We start from the raw sequence: 12,777 nt of genomic DNA on the forward strand, positions 1-12,777 counted from the left end.
CATTCGAACATGCGGATGCGTCCGGGAATGGCGAGTGCCGCACCGAGCGGGCACATATAGCGGCAGTAGAAGCGCTCGATGAACAGGCCTGCAGTCAGAAGTGTCAGCGCATAAATGATAAACGGCCACTCACGTGCGAATTTGAGAATTATCGAGGTCTTGAATGGTTCGACTTCTGCAAACACTTCAGCCAGCGCAACCGAATAGAGCGACAGTCCAAACAGGCCGAGGAAGATCATATATTTGAGGGGCCAGAGGCGCTCGTGCAGTCCCCATGGCAGCTTGACCTGCGGCACCTTCAGCCATTGGGCGAGATTATTGGTAAGTTCTTGCAGGGCGCCAAACGGGCACAACCAGCCGCAGAAGGGTCCACGCCCCCAGAACAACAGCCCCGCCGCCACCGACGCCCACAGAATGAAGATCAGCGGCGATGTCAGGAAGAATTCCCAGTTAAAGCCGGTAATCAGGGAGTTGGTGAAGGTCAGGACGTTGACAACCGACAATTGTGCATTGTTGTAGAAACCGAGCCAGACAAGGATGAACAGAAGATAGCTGCGCCGCAGCCAGGTGAAGAAGCGCGGATGCCTGACCAGACTGTTCTGGAAGAAGAAGATGCCGACAAGAACCGTGATGGCAAAAGCGGTGATGACTACATTGGCACGATTCATCTCCCACATCCGGACCCAGAGCGGATTGCCCTCGCCCAGAATGTCGGCAGCATTGGCTTCGCCGACCGGTTGCGGCTGACGTGGTGCGTCGGCGATTGATACAGCAGGCTGGACAGGAGCCGGTTCCGGCTGCTTCGCCAGATATTTTTCCGGCAAACTGTAGCCGAGATCGTAACTGATATTGGCCTTGTCCCGCGCACCGAAACCGCGCTGTACCAGAAGCTGCAAATCCCACGGTTCTGTCACGTCGAAGGCAAACCCGTCAGGCACCTCGAACAGTGCTATCTCGCGCAGCCGCGGCGCGCCGTTGGCCATGATGTCGCCGATACGGGTATGGTTCTTGTCACGAAAGCGTACGCCCTGCCCGTCCTGCATCAACTCGATGCGGTCAAAGATACCGCCGCGCACATATCCGGAGCCCTTGAAAGAATAGGCTCCGTCGCCCGCAACCAGGATCGCCTGACGTCCTGGCTTCAGCCGCTTTTGCAAACGTTCGAAGCCATCCTTGCCAAGCAGGCTGATACCGATCGATGGCACCGATACTGGCGCAACATAAAGCTCGATGAATTCGTCGTCGGGATTGGTTGTTTCAGGGTTTTCGGCGGCGCGATCATGTTTGGCGTCACGAAACGCCTGCGTCACGTCACCAACCGACAGTTTCAGGCTGCGAACCGAGCCGTCGCCGATCAATGTTTGCCAGTCGTGTTCTTCACGAATCTGCAAATCAACCGCGCGTTGCACATTGGCTGCGACAGCCTGCACAGGAGTATTTCCGAGCCTCCCACTGCGGATAAGGCCGACTGCCGAGCGAACGACGCTGTCCCCCATGACGAGCACGGTAACCGTGGCACCGCTGACGATTTCCACCTGTGGCGGCTTGCTCTGGCCGGCGGCAACAGCACTCATGTCACTATCGACCAACGAATTCAGCGCAGCCACAACCTTGGCTTCGGGAATGCCGATCAGCACGATCGGCTCTTTGTGGTCTACCAGTTTTATGCCGCGTATGACGCCTTTGGTATCGATGCCGACGACAATGTGGATCGGTTTGCCGGAATAGCCGATCGTGCTTGTAAAATCCGAACTCAGATACGCATAGCCGAGGAGCTCATTCCCCTTTTTTACCGGCGCAATGGGCGGCTCTCCCTGTGGCTTGCCGATACTGTCAGCGCCTTGGAACAGGGTCTGCGGATCAACGACCGGCAGGTATTTTGCGAGGTCCCCAGCTCTTGCAGGCACGGCGACCAGCATGGTTAGAAGAAGAAATGTGAACAATGATTTTAAATGAGGCGTCATCGGACAGTCGTTCTTTTGAATATGAAACGAGAAAGGTGATACCTTCAGGCAATGTAGGCGGACCATGATTCAAATCAAATGCGAATGCAAATCTTTCTAAAAACCAGACAAAAATCTTGAGCTCAATCCATGGAGGAGATTGGAATGATAAAAGTAAACCGTGAGCCTTGGGAAATTGCATCGATGGACGAATTGCTGGCTCTTGCCAGAGCGATGGAACAAGAGTCGATTGATCATTACATAGCCCTCGCTACGCGCATGAGGGAGATGGAACGGCCGGACCTAGCTCGGGTCTTCGAAGTGCTAGTTGCCGAAGAAACCGAACACCTGGAACAGATCGAGGTATGGGAACAGACGAGCGGCCAAGGCCATTCGATAATTATATCCCCTCCGGAAGCTGTATTTGACGACGAAGGTACCGAAACCGTGCCCGCAGAACTGTTAAGCGCCTATCGGGCTTTCTCGTTAGCGGTCCGCAATGAGGAACGCGCCTTCACCTTTTGGACGTATGTTGCTGCGAACGCAAAATCTGACGAGATTGCAAAAGCTGCGGAACGCATGGCACATGAAGAGCTCACTCATGTTGCTAGGTTGCGACAGCAACGTAGGCGCGCGTTTCACCTTGAACGCGCAGAGACAACGAACGCGGCGAACCTTGATCTTCCGGCGCTGGAAAACCGACTTAGCGAACTTCTTTATTCCCTTGCTCAAAATACCGAACCTTCTACGGCAACGGAAATACGGGCGTTGGCGGCACAGGCGGAGCATAGGTCCTCAACGATTGACCATCAGCCGTTTCAATCTGTTCCGGGGCTGGAGGCAGTACCCAATACGGCCTCGAACGAAGCTTTACCCCTATGTGAGCTTCTCACCGATTATTATCTGGAACTTGGCCAGACCGCTCGTAAAGAAGAAGACCAAAAACGTGCGCTAGCGTTCGCAAGCGAAACAATAGCTTTAATGAGGATGATTAGACAACGCGGCAGATCGGTTGGTGTATTGAACCGGCATTAGGTAGCAAAAACCACCAGACCTGAAATGGCATTCCGACTACCTTGGCTCGGGTAAAACACGAAGCCTCGAATGAGTGTAGCGTACGAGTTGAAGCAGAAGCGGGCCGCTCTGAGTGAAAGGCTGAAACAGCTCGAAAGAGAGCTGATCGACATCCAGGAACTTGTGTGTGCGCTGGACCGCGTCATCCTGAGCTACGAGTCTGACTACCAGGCATCGGTGCTGACGGGTCGTGAAGTGCGTAACCGTTCTCGAAAGGCCAAACCGTCGTCGTCCGCGCCGCAAAGCGGCCATGAACGGCGTAAACAAGCGCCAAGCCGCCTTGGAAATACTGCGCGAGGCAGGGGATATGGCGCATCAATTTGACGCGCCATAACTTCCTGGTCCGCAACTTTGGCATGCATCTCCTTATCACAAGCAACGAGATAGGAATGCCGCAAAGACGGAAGCGGACCATGAGACAACTGCGACAGATGCTTCGCCTGAATGCAGACGGCGTGAGTGTGCGCGACATTTCAGTAATGCTAGGGATCGCGCGCAGCACGGTGTAGGACAACATCGAGCGCGCGGCAGCCGCCGGGCCTTCCTGGCCGCTACCGGGAGAATTGACGGACGATGCTCTCGAGCATCGGCTTTTTTCACGTAGAGTTTGTCCTTTGCACTATCAGCACACATGTTTAGCTTTTCGCAAAGAAGCCTCCTTCGAACAGGCCTAGTTTCTGAAGAAATCTCGATTAGCCAAAAGCAAAGAAAATAGCGATGAAGCAAGCGTTAATAGAAAAATACGGCGAAGCACGACTACCGCGCTATACGAGCTATCCGACTGCGCCAAAGTTTTCCGCCGCCGTCAATGGGGAAATCTATAGCGACAAGTTGGCAGAAATTAAGCCTGGGACGGAGGCTTCGATTTATGTTCATATCCCCTTTTGCCGCTCTATGTGTTGGTATTGCGGTTGCCACACCACAATCACGAAACGTGATGAACCAATCCACGATTATATCGATATCTTGCACCGGGAGATTGATCTGGTTTCCTCCAAGATATCGGGAAAACTCAAGGTTCGACATCTCCATTTCGGCGGCGGCACCCCAACAATCATGCAACCGCAGGAATTTCGCAACTTGATAGCATTGCTTCGGCTGCGTTTTGATTTCGTTCCCAATACGGCGGTGGCAGTCGAGATTGATCCTCGCACACTCAAGGCTGAGATGACAAAGACTTTGGGGGATGTCGGCGTTACACGCGCCAGCCTAGGTGTTCAGAGTTTTGATCCAGTTGTACAAAGAGCGATCAATCGCATACAGACCGAGGAGCAGACAGAAAAAACCGTTATAGATCTGCGTAGCGCAGGCGTTAGCGAGATTAACTTCGATCTTATTTATGGCTTGCCACATCAAACCGTACAATCGTGTATCGAGACCGCAAAAGCTGCCGTGACTATGCGGCCGCAGCGCTTCGCGGTGTTCGGGTATGCTCATATTCCGACATTCAAGAAGCACCAGAACCTGATCGACACGCAGTCATTGCCAGATACGGCCGCTCGCAATGACCAGGCTGAGGCAATATCGTCGGTGTTGGGCGCGGCCGGTTATGTGCGCATCGGACTTGACCACTACGCGCTAAAAAACGATGACATGGCCCTGGCATCGCAAAATGGGACGTTGCGGCGTAATTTTCAGGGGTATACCATAGATAGCTGCGACACGCTTATAGGTCTCGGTGCATCTTCGATTGGTCGTGTTGGGAACAGTTATGTCCAAAATGAAGTTGCTCCGGGCCAATATGCGCAACGTATCGCAACTGGTTCTCTGGCGACGGTCAAAGGCTATCACATGACTGTCGAAGATCGTCTAAGGGCTCACATTATTGAGCGGATCATGTGCGATTTTCGGGCGAATATCAGCGAGATCGGTAGTTTGTATGGTGTCGACGCAAGCGCTTTATTGAGGAATAACTTGAGATTAAAACGGTTAATTGATGACGGGGTCGTAGTACTCAATGACAATACAATTGAAGTTGATCGACAACATCGCTTTCTAGTGAGGTCAGTTGCTGTAATTTTTGATGCTTATGTCGACAACGTTGCACAGCAATTCAGTAAGGCCATTTGAAAATGGTTTAATGACATAGGATTGCTGATTCTCAGTTTACATTAGAAAAACTGGTGGGGATCGTACTCAGCCACCTGGACTATTCGTTAACGTCGTAGGATACAGGGTGATGTTCGATTTCGATTGTATCGAATAGTACATAACCAACCCTTGCAGGGAACCAACGTGCATGACGGATCCTTGTTGAAGGCACTTGGGCTTTTCGTTACCAGGCGCATGTAACGGAACCTATCCGGGCACGACTAGAAGGGCTACCGGAGGCCGTGCGGGAAATAGCCTGGAGGCACAGACACGACTATGTGCTCGCTACTGGCGGCTGTCGGAAAGAAGAGGAACGTCGTCATTGCGGCAATCGCACGCGAGATGGCGGCAATCTTGTGGGCGATTGTTGGTCAGGTTGATCCGGTATGCTGACGATGCTGCACGCTGTTGCTTTCGAAAACAAGGTCGAGACCTGCCGTCCTCCCGCACGGTCTCCGTCTGATTGAGGGGCTCCGCCCAGGCCGGGCCCCTCAGTGGATAATGCGAGGCATGCTATCGAAATAGCTAGCTGCGAACACTACCGTAGGTTCTTAACAGTCAATGATAACCGACGTTCATTACGTAATCGCGCAGAAGTTCCTCTTCATATTCTACATCTGTGAGCATCGATTGCAGAACATCTTTCGCGTTAAGTACGCCAATAGGTTTTGAATTTGTATCGATAACCGGGACGTTTTTCAGGCCGCGTTCCTTAATTAATGTCCAGACATTCGTCAGCCAATCCTCTGGTTTGCAGAATGCCACCTCTTTCGTCATCACAAGTGCTACGGCGGCCGTGCAACTACTTCCATCACACCGGCTGATTTGAGCAACGATATCTGTTTTCGTGATAACGCCTGCCAGACTACCGTTGTCATCGCAGACAACCACGAGATTGCTTTGAGGGCTATTTAACAATCTGGCCGCATCAATTAAGAGCCCATTGATGTTGATGGTCACCAATCGATCCTGGGCAGTTGGCAGAAGTCTTTGAACCTGCCGCATATCATCTACCCCTGGCTTGCGCATTCTGCGGAAAAATGATGGTTACGAGAAGGCAAGTGTGTTCGACGGCCGTGACGGAGTGTGGGACATTCTCCTCAAGATACAGCCACTGACCGGCTGATATCTGTATCTCGGCCTGGGGCAAACCAATGATGGCACGACCTTCAAGACATTGAATCGTAGTCGGGCCGTCGACAGAGTGTGTTTTGATATCTTTACCAACATGAACAACAAGGCGGATGGCTTCGAATGCGTCATTTTTAACAATAGCGGCAGTTCGGGCTTGTGTCACGTCCACGCCGAACGGACTAAGTACAATGATTTCACCAGACCTAGCATGACGTAACGACATGATCCCACATCTCCTCCATGGTTATTCGCGTGACACGTTTATCTAGTATGCAAAACAGCCATCAAAAAGCTGTATGTTAAGCCGCTACGGCGCGGCAATCAACCTGACCCAGACAGATTGTCGCGCCATAATCTCTCCGCAATCAGGGCAGCGAGTAATTGGGGCGGCTTCTATTACTCATAGATATCTGATATTGAGAGCGATAAAAATGGATGCTATCGCTCATGCCCTGGAACTGGGCACAGCCTAATTGGCCGCATTTTCGCTATGATGCGTCTGCGTTCGCAGCACTGGAACAGCGATTTCTGCTCTCCTCCGGCGAAGTCATCGGCGCTGTGCGCCACATCGATCCCGGCGACCGGTTGCGCATCGAACTTGTCAGTTTTTAAAGTGAATGTCGGCAGCGGTTGAGATTTGCGTGTGGATCGGCAAGACTTTTGGCAAAGTAAGTATCATTAACGGTCAAAGTGCATGTCACTATCCTGTATTCCTCTCACAGAGGAGGTCAACAGATGGCAGAACGAAACGTAAACATAATAAACATATCTGATCTCACCCTGATCCCGGAGACTGTCTGACGAGAGGCAGTTTCACGATGCAGCCGGCAGGTCATCGAGCTTGAGTGTCCGGCTCCGTTTGGCGGATTGGGCACGCCAGTCAGGTTTTCCACGTGGGCACCCCCGGCGCGGATAAGCTGTGGCATAGTCCGCCGCAAGCGTGATCTGATCCCTGCTCAATTGCGGATAGGCATTTGCCACGGCGTCCACCGTCTCGCCTGCATTCAGCATGTCCGCGATATCGTGCACGGGTATCCGTGTTCCGCTGAGGACAGGTTCTCCGGACAGAATGCCCGGATCCAACATCACTACACTCCGTGCTCTTTCGAGACGGTTCAGGCCAGCTTCCACTTCCAGAATGACCGGCTGGAGATCGACTTTCAGCGGACTTTCTTCAACGACCGTACGTGTCTGGTCCGATAGTACCTTTTCGAGTATGCGTTGACGAGCACTCGGCGTGAGAGCATTGGCCGTCAAATAGGCGAGCCGCAAACCGATGAGCGCGGGAGAAGCGATCCGGCGGCCGCCCCCTTCCCTTCTGACAAAGCCGCGCATCAGGCCAGCATCGATAATTCGATGTACCTACTTCAACGGTACGCCTGTGACCGAGGCGGCTTCGCTGGCAGTTAACATGTATCCAGCATTTAGAGCCATTGCATAATTCTTCCAGTTTCCTGGAAGAATATAATGCGATTGACGATAAATTGCCAGTCCTTCGGATTACTATCAGGCCCGGCCCGAAGCTGTTGGAGTGGATGGCCCCCGAACGGCATCAAAATGTGCCAGAGTGAGTCGTTAAGATCTCAAACAAAGGGAGCCGCCCATGAAAAAGATTGCCCGTCTTGGCATGGACACGTCAAAGCATTTCTTTCAACTGCATGGTGTGAACGCTGACGAGAAGCCGGTCATGCGCAAGAAAATGCGCCGTAAGGAGATGATCGATTTCTTCACGACCTGTCCGCCGACCGTGATCGCCATCGAGGCCTGTGGCGGTTCACATCACTGGGCACGGTTGCTGACTTCGTTCGGTCATGAAGTGAAAATGATCGCGCCGCAACTGGTCAAGCCGTACGTCAAACGAAACAAGAACGACGCCGCTGACGCCGAGGCGCTGTGCAGGCGATGAGCCGCCCGACGATGCGGTTCGTGCCAGCCAAGTCGGTTGATGAGCAAGCCGCGCTCATGTTGGTCGGTGTCCGGAGCCGCCTGATCGCCAACCGTACCCAACTGGCCAACGCAATCCGTGGTTATGCCACTGAATTCGGCATTACTGCCGCGAAGGGACTGGCTCATGTTCCTTTGCTGCTTGAAAGAATACAAGCTGACGAAACCGTACCGGAACTGGCAAAGCGTCTGCCTGGCTGACCGAACTGCTCAAGCGCAAGCCGCCGAAGCTGGCAGCCATCGCACTCGCCAACAAGATGGCGCGGATTGCCTGGAAGATCATGGTGTCGTGCGAAACATACAAGGCAAAATCGGTATTTGCGGTGATGGCAGACGTCGCATGAAGATCGGCCAGTATCGAAAAGTTTTAAACTGTAATCCGCGTTAGTTGTGGATACCGGAACTTGCAAGATAGGAGCAGATGGTGTGATCGATCGATCCACGGCGAGAGATACTCCGTTTATATCCATGGCCTTCTACAAGGTCGCTTATGTGTTTGGAACTCACGTCGCGGAAACCATCTTGGCCAGCGTTCATGTGCGAGCGCAACAACAGGCCGGACGTATGGACGCAAGCGATGCGGTCAAATCATCTAAAAGTATCTTGCGAGCAGGGGGCCGTCCACGTATGGACGAGAAGACCGGTTTTACCGTTGAAGTGGCAACCCCGTTCAAACTTGGTCAGCCGCGCAGCGAGCGCAATTATGAGCAGATCATCGGTGTGGAGAGCCTTTTGAAAACCCCGCCGCATGTGGGAAAACGTTCGCATCTGTGCGAGATCGGCTTCGAGGCGTCGGCGGCAAGAGATGCGAAAAGAAGTCAGGCGGAACTGAACGCATCCAACGCCATCAGGATCCGGACCAATGCCATGGTCAAAATCCAGAATATGCTGCAGGGCCGGGTCGAGAAGACAGAAACCTTCGAACAGGACGGAGCAACAGGCGTCGAATTCATCGTCGCTCCGGGCATCGGGCCGAACCATGCCGGTGTCCGGCAGTATATCGCCATGGTGGATCGTCCTGCCGGACGTATCACCGTCACATGTGCCACTTACGCAACCGCTATGCTGAAGGCGCTTAACGCCTTTCGCCAGATTCGTGACGGCGCGAGGCTCGAAGCGAAGAAGCAGTAAGCGGCTGCCTGATTGGGCTTCGTGAAAGCGTCGGCTTTTCCGGGCGAAATACCGCCGCCATCTCTCGCGTCAGAGACAGTCATCGGATGGTGACGATCACAGGAGCCTGGGGACGGAAGCAACCAAGACCCGACCCGATGGTACACGCCCCAATCTGGCCATGACAAAAGCCCACCGGTGCGTCGGCGCACAAACATGTGAACCGGCGTGAAAGAGACCCGATCCATCTATATTCCGTTTTCGATTTCCGATAGATAAACGGTCGTGAACGTTTCCAGAAAGGGATTCGATAGTCATGTCATCATGAACATATCGGATCGCCCGCAAACGGTTCACACTTTCCATTCTTCATCCCGGGCTTTCGCTCATCCGCGATCTTCAGCCTTCCGCTATTCAGTGCATCGGTACTGCCTCATGCGCGCACAGCCGCTTCCGAAGCTGGCAGCTCGGCGGCGATCCAGGTTTCCAGAGGTTTGGCGACCGGTCCGAAGCGCGCAGCAATCTCAAGGGCGCATTGCAATGGCAGACCCAGATTTCGGTATGGAACGCCCCATTCATTGCGGCAGCTGCCATCAAACAGTGCTTTCAATCGGCAAACGCCAGCTTCTCCGAGCCTGATAATTTCGAGCTCAGCATCCATCATCGTTGCAGGGGCGTTTAGCCTTTCGAAGAGTGGATCCATTTCCTGCCTGTTTCATGCTCCATGATTTGTTGCGCTGGCCCTGCTATCGTGACCGGCGACGAATGAAAGGTCCGCGACATCTCAGCGGCTCGTCCTCAATGCGAGCCGGATGCAATCTGCTCCAGAGTCACACAAAGACTGGCGATATCGGGGGAGGCCTTCTGGTTGAGCACCCTGATCAGGCGCTCATCAGCGGTCACGAAGCGCCAGTTCCGGCTCGCTGCCAGACAGATATACATGCAATCATAGGCAGGATGGCCGATTTCCGTCGCCAGTTCCGTTGCTTTGGTGAGCAACCCCCTCATGCCGAACAGTTCGATATCGCTCCGCTCAAGCAAATTCGCGGCAAGCTTCGCTTCATCGCGACTAAGTTCGCCGCGCTGAACCTTTTTCCACAGGATGTTGGCGCACTCAACCGTCAACAGTTCGGGCGCTACGAAGCGATTGCCTTGTCGTAATCCGAGCGCCGAAGCTGTTCCATCTTCCTCCACCACCCATTTGATCGCAATACTGGCATCGATGACGAATGTTTCGGTCAACGTTCGTCGCGCCCTTCACGCAGCAGGACCTCGGAGGGCGTCTGTTTGCGCTGCGCTGTCAGACGCCGCAACTGGGCAGCCAGTTCATCGAAGGAAGGTTCGACTTCCGTTTCGAGGGCCTGCCGAAGAATTTCGCGATGCTCGGCTTCGGCTGAGCGTCCGTGCCGTGCCGCCCGTGTCTTGAGCTTTGCGATCAATTCGTCCTCGAGATTTCGGACGTGCAGATTTCCAGCCATGTGAACCTCCATGCTGTCATTGAGCACAAAGATAACAATTGGCGTCCCGACGATCAAGAAGCCGCGAACAAAGTGCAATCCGGCATCCAACCGTCTGTCCCCGATTAAAGAAAAGAAGGAAGAAGAAAATGAGAAAAGCCTGCTCGCAGATTGGATGGGCCGCCGATGCTGACGCTCGCCCCCGCCGCTCATGAAAACCGGCATCATGTCGAAAAAAGCCAGTAGCCACATCAAAACGCGGGAATATTCACCGCTTCAGATTTCGTAAAACACAGGTCGTTAATCTGTCGGTGCCGTTCATGAGTATTGAGTGGACGGCAGACAAGACCGCAAAGCCTGCTGCCTCGATCCTGCGCGTGGTGGCAAGCTTTTTATCGTCGGATATCCGATAACAAACGCCGAAAAGATAGCACCACATTCCGCATCAGGCAGCGGCATCCTTCGTGGCAGGGCTGTCCAGTTGCCCGTGAAGATAGTCAACGATTCCTTCGGCATCCGCCTTGTCGAGCAGGCAACAGATCTGCCCATTGAGCGAAGCCGGCTTGCCAGTTACAGTGTCGATGACCCTCCAGTTCATGTCGCCATCGCTTTCAGCATAGAATCGAAGCTGTTTCATGGGTAGCGTCCTCCTCATGGAGTGGCACATAGATTCTGGAATCATGACTTCAAGGGGGTGGAAAGAGTGGAAATGGATCATATGGCGTTGATCGAGTCCGTTGCCGAAACACTCTGGCAGCAGCAAAGCAGGCGCCGCTTCGGACGTGAACCCAAGCGGGCCTGGAATGATCTTGCGCTTGTCGAAAAACAGATATTCCGCAAAGCAGCAAAGGTTTCATGTTCCACCATACTTGGAATGGCTTTGTCGCAAATATTTCAGCAGGTTAAGACCGGCCTTATCCCTGGACGCAATTATGCTGCGAGCTCCGCAAAGACTTTGAATGGCGAACCATTGTCATTTGCGAATTGGTTTTTGCGGATCATGTGCGCCACTTCAATGCCGGCAATGGTCGCTGCAGCTGAATGAAATGCTTTGAAGCCTAACATGTGCTTGGTATTTCGCTTAATGAACCGATGATCCTGCTCGAGAATATTGTTCAGGTATTTGACCTGCAGGATTTCCATCAACTTGCCCGCTCCGGTGATTTTCAGGATCATGTTTACAGCCTGTGCGCCAGCCAGATTGGCCCCGCTTTTATCAATGACGATCTTGTGCGGAACACCATTGCTTGCGATGGCTTTCTTAAAGAAACGCCTTGCTGCACCGAGATTTCGGCGCTCAGAGAGCATGAAGTCAAGAGTGTGCCCGTCACGATCTACGGCTCTATACAGATAGGTCCATTTCCCTTTGATCTTTATATAGGTCTCGTCGACCCGCCAGGAGCCAAGCGTTGGCCGCTTACGCTTCTGTGCCTGATCTGCAATCTGTGGCGCGTATCGAACGACCCAACGGTTTAATGTTGCATGATCAACATCGACGCCGCGTTCGGCCATAATTTCCTGAAGGTCACGATAGGAACCAGGGTAACGAAGGTAGAAGAATACGGCATAAAGGATGGCGCTTTTGGGAAAATGAGCCCCTTTGAAATCGACAGCCATTCGCTCGCACCTCGCTCAACTACACACAACGGACCCATTTAACTCAACAGAAGTGAAAAGTTTGCGACAAAACCCGCCCGAAATCCGTCCGCGTCAAAGTTGAAACCACATAAGCCAGCATCAAAGATCGGAATCCGCCACCAATTCGTTTCATGCAACAACGCCGCTTTTCTAATCGACGATATGACCTGAGATCTCCTAGACTCCCTCCCCTACACACGGAACAATCGCACATAGAAAGACTTCTATCCGGCGACTCTACAGATTGTTCGTGGCAATCTTGCGAAATGCTATTCTGGACCTGCCAGAGATTTCCCATGTAAAATTGAACGTGAGCGCGACGAACATCCCACCTTTTCTTTTGTGAATGATGCCGCGAGATAAGCTCCTTCATTGATAGGAGCGGA

Annotated in this window: 14 protein-coding genes and 1 pseudogene; 6 read left to right on the forward strand and 9 right to left on the reverse strand. The window is 53.1% G+C overall.

The genetic code is table 11. The annotated features are described in order from the left end of the window. Positions 1-1,964 (reverse strand): 4Fe-4S binding protein (locus HWX93_RS21700; protein WP_419191165.1); only part of this gene is annotated, 1,964 nt, incomplete at its 3' end. Positions 1,965-2,108: 144 nt separating this feature from the next. Here HWX93_RS21700 and HWX93_RS21705 point away from each other — a divergent pair. The 3 genes from HWX93_RS21705 to hemN all read left to right on the forward strand — a co-directional run bounded on the left by HWX93_RS21705 (position 2,109) and on the right by hemN (position 5,087). Continuing rightward, positions 2,109-2,978 (forward strand): ferritin-like domain-containing protein, encoded by an 870-nt coding sequence (locus HWX93_RS21705; protein WP_176038683.1) that lies wholly within the window; start codon positions 2,109-2,111, stop codon positions 2,976-2,978. A 69-nt stretch (positions 2,979-3,047) separates the two neighbouring features. Then, a complete protein-coding gene (locus HWX93_RS21710) occupies positions 3,048-3,341 on the forward strand; it encodes a hypothetical protein (RefSeq protein WP_176038684.1) in 294 nt (97 codons plus the stop codon). A 393-nt stretch (positions 3,342-3,734) separates the two neighbouring features. Beyond that, positions 3,735-5,087 (forward strand): oxygen-independent coproporphyrinogen III oxidase, encoded by a 1,353-nt coding sequence (hemN, locus tag HWX93_RS21715; protein WP_176038685.1) that lies wholly within the window; start codon positions 3,735-3,737, stop codon positions 5,085-5,087. 579 nt (positions 5,088-5,666) lie between these two features. On the opposite strand, the gene HWX93_RS21720 is transcribed toward hemN, so the two are convergent. Together HWX93_RS21720 and HWX93_RS21725 are read right to left on the reverse strand one after the other, a co-directional pair. Beyond that, positions 5,667-6,068: a CBS domain-containing protein gene (locus HWX93_RS21720; RefSeq protein ID WP_235969184.1), complete on the reverse strand. Its 402-nt coding sequence runs from the start codon at positions 6,066-6,068 to the stop codon at positions 5,667-5,669. Between the two features lie 46 nt (positions 6,069-6,114). Then, positions 6,115-6,465 carry a cupin gene (locus tag HWX93_RS21725; protein ID WP_176038687.1) on the reverse strand — a complete coding sequence of 117 codons (351 nt, stop codon included), beginning with the start codon at positions 6,463-6,465 and terminating at the stop codon, positions 6,115-6,117. Between the two features lie 224 nt (positions 6,466-6,689). Here HWX93_RS21725 and HWX93_RS21730 point away from each other — a divergent pair, with 224 nt between their 5' ends. Then, positions 6,690-6,854: a DUF4172 domain-containing protein gene (locus HWX93_RS21730; protein ID WP_176038688.1), complete on the forward strand. Its 165-nt coding sequence runs from the start codon at positions 6,690-6,692 to the stop codon at positions 6,852-6,854. A 201-nt stretch (positions 6,855-7,055) separates the two neighbouring features. Here the strand turns inward: HWX93_RS21730 and HWX93_RS21735 are convergent, their stop codons facing one another. After that, positions 7,056-7,577 carry a DUF433 domain-containing protein gene (locus HWX93_RS21735; RefSeq protein ID WP_176038689.1) on the reverse strand — a complete coding sequence of 174 codons (522 nt, stop codon included), beginning with the start codon at positions 7,575-7,577 and terminating at the stop codon, positions 7,056-7,058. 268 nt (positions 7,578-7,845) lie between these two features. Between HWX93_RS21735 and HWX93_RS21740 the strand changes: the two are divergent. Both HWX93_RS21740 and HWX93_RS21745 read left to right on the forward strand, forming a co-directional pair. Beyond that, positions 7,846-8,378 (forward strand): annotated as a pseudogene (locus HWX93_RS21740) (IS110 family transposase); the annotation flags it as partial. Positions 8,379-8,612: 234 nt separating this feature from the next. Then, on the forward strand, positions 8,613-9,317 hold the full coding sequence (locus HWX93_RS21745; RefSeq protein WP_176038690.1) for a hypothetical protein: 705 nt from the start codon (positions 8,613-8,615) through the stop codon (positions 9,315-9,317). Between the two features lie 412 nt (positions 9,318-9,729). Here HWX93_RS21745 and HWX93_RS21750 read toward each other — a convergent pair whose 3' ends face one another. The 5 genes from HWX93_RS21750 to HWX93_RS21770 form a co-directional block, all read right to left on the reverse strand. Continuing rightward, positions 9,730-9,999: a hypothetical protein gene (locus tag HWX93_RS21750; RefSeq protein WP_176038691.1), complete on the reverse strand. Its 270-nt coding sequence runs from the start codon at positions 9,997-9,999 to the stop codon at positions 9,730-9,732. 95 nt (positions 10,000-10,094) lie between these two features. Next, positions 10,095-10,538 carry a type II toxin-antitoxin system VapC family toxin gene (locus HWX93_RS21755; RefSeq protein WP_176038692.1) on the reverse strand — a complete coding sequence of 148 codons (444 nt, stop codon included), beginning with the start codon at positions 10,536-10,538 and terminating at the stop codon, positions 10,095-10,097. Further along, positions 10,535-10,774 carry a FitA-like ribbon-helix-helix domain-containing protein gene (locus HWX93_RS21760; protein ID WP_176038693.1) on the reverse strand — a complete coding sequence of 80 codons (240 nt, stop codon included), beginning with the start codon at positions 10,772-10,774 and terminating at the stop codon, positions 10,535-10,537. Before HWX93_RS21760 ends, HWX93_RS21755 begins: the two co-directional genes overlap by 4 nt. A gap of 424 nt (positions 10,775-11,198) precedes the next feature. Continuing rightward, entirely contained in the window at positions 11,199-11,390 is a 192-nt protein-coding gene (locus tag HWX93_RS21765) for a hypothetical protein (protein WP_176038694.1), read from the reverse strand. A 293-nt stretch (positions 11,391-11,683) separates the two neighbouring features. After that, the gene (locus tag HWX93_RS21770; protein WP_176038695.1) at positions 11,684-12,370 is read right to left on the reverse strand and encodes an IS6 family transposase; all 687 of its coding nucleotides are present in this window, start codon (positions 12,368-12,370) and stop codon (positions 11,684-11,686) included. Between the last annotated feature and the right edge of the window lie 407 nt (positions 12,371-12,777).

The organism is Brucella tritici, assembly GCF_902825325.1.
In the GTDB taxonomy this organism is placed as follows: domain Bacteria; phylum Pseudomonadota; class Alphaproteobacteria; order Rhizobiales; family Rhizobiaceae; genus Brucella.

Bases quoted from the DNA above. Each gene is read 5' to 3' on its own strand.
- HWX93_RS21705 (WP_176038683.1), top strand. From the start codon at position 2,109: ATGATAAAAGTAAACCGTGAGCCTTGGGAAATTGCATCGATGGACGAA.
- HWX93_RS21765 (WP_176038694.1), bottom strand. From the start codon at position 11,390: ATGAAACAGCTTCGATTCTATGCTGAAAGCGATGGCGACATGAACTGG.
- HWX93_RS21710 (WP_176038684.1), top strand. From the start codon at position 3,048: ATGAGTGTAGCGTACGAGTTGAAGCAGAAGCGGGCCGCTCTGAGTGAA.
- HWX93_RS21770 (WP_176038695.1), bottom strand. From the start codon at position 12,370: ATGGCTGTCGATTTCAAAGGGGCTCATTTTCCCAAAAGCGCCATCCTT.
- HWX93_RS21750 (WP_176038691.1), bottom strand. From the start codon at position 9,999: ATGGATCCACTCTTCGAAAGGCTAAACGCCCCTGCAACGATGATGGAT.
- HWX93_RS21730 (WP_176038688.1), top strand. From the start codon at position 6,690: ATGCCCTGGAACTGGGCACAGCCTAATTGGCCGCATTTTCGCTATGAT.
- hemN (WP_176038685.1), top strand. From the start codon at position 3,735: ATGAAGCAAGCGTTAATAGAAAAATACGGCGAAGCACGACTACCGCGC.
- HWX93_RS21735 (WP_176038689.1), bottom strand. From the start codon at position 7,577: ATGCGCGGCTTTGTCAGAAGGGAAGGGGGCGGCCGCCGGATCGCTTCT.
- HWX93_RS21760 (WP_176038693.1), bottom strand. From the start codon at position 10,774: ATGGCTGGAAATCTGCACGTCCGAAATCTCGAGGACGAATTGATCGCA.
- HWX93_RS21725 (WP_176038687.1), bottom strand. From the start codon at position 6,465: ATGTCGTTACGTCATGCTAGGTCTGGTGAAATCATTGTACTTAGTCCG.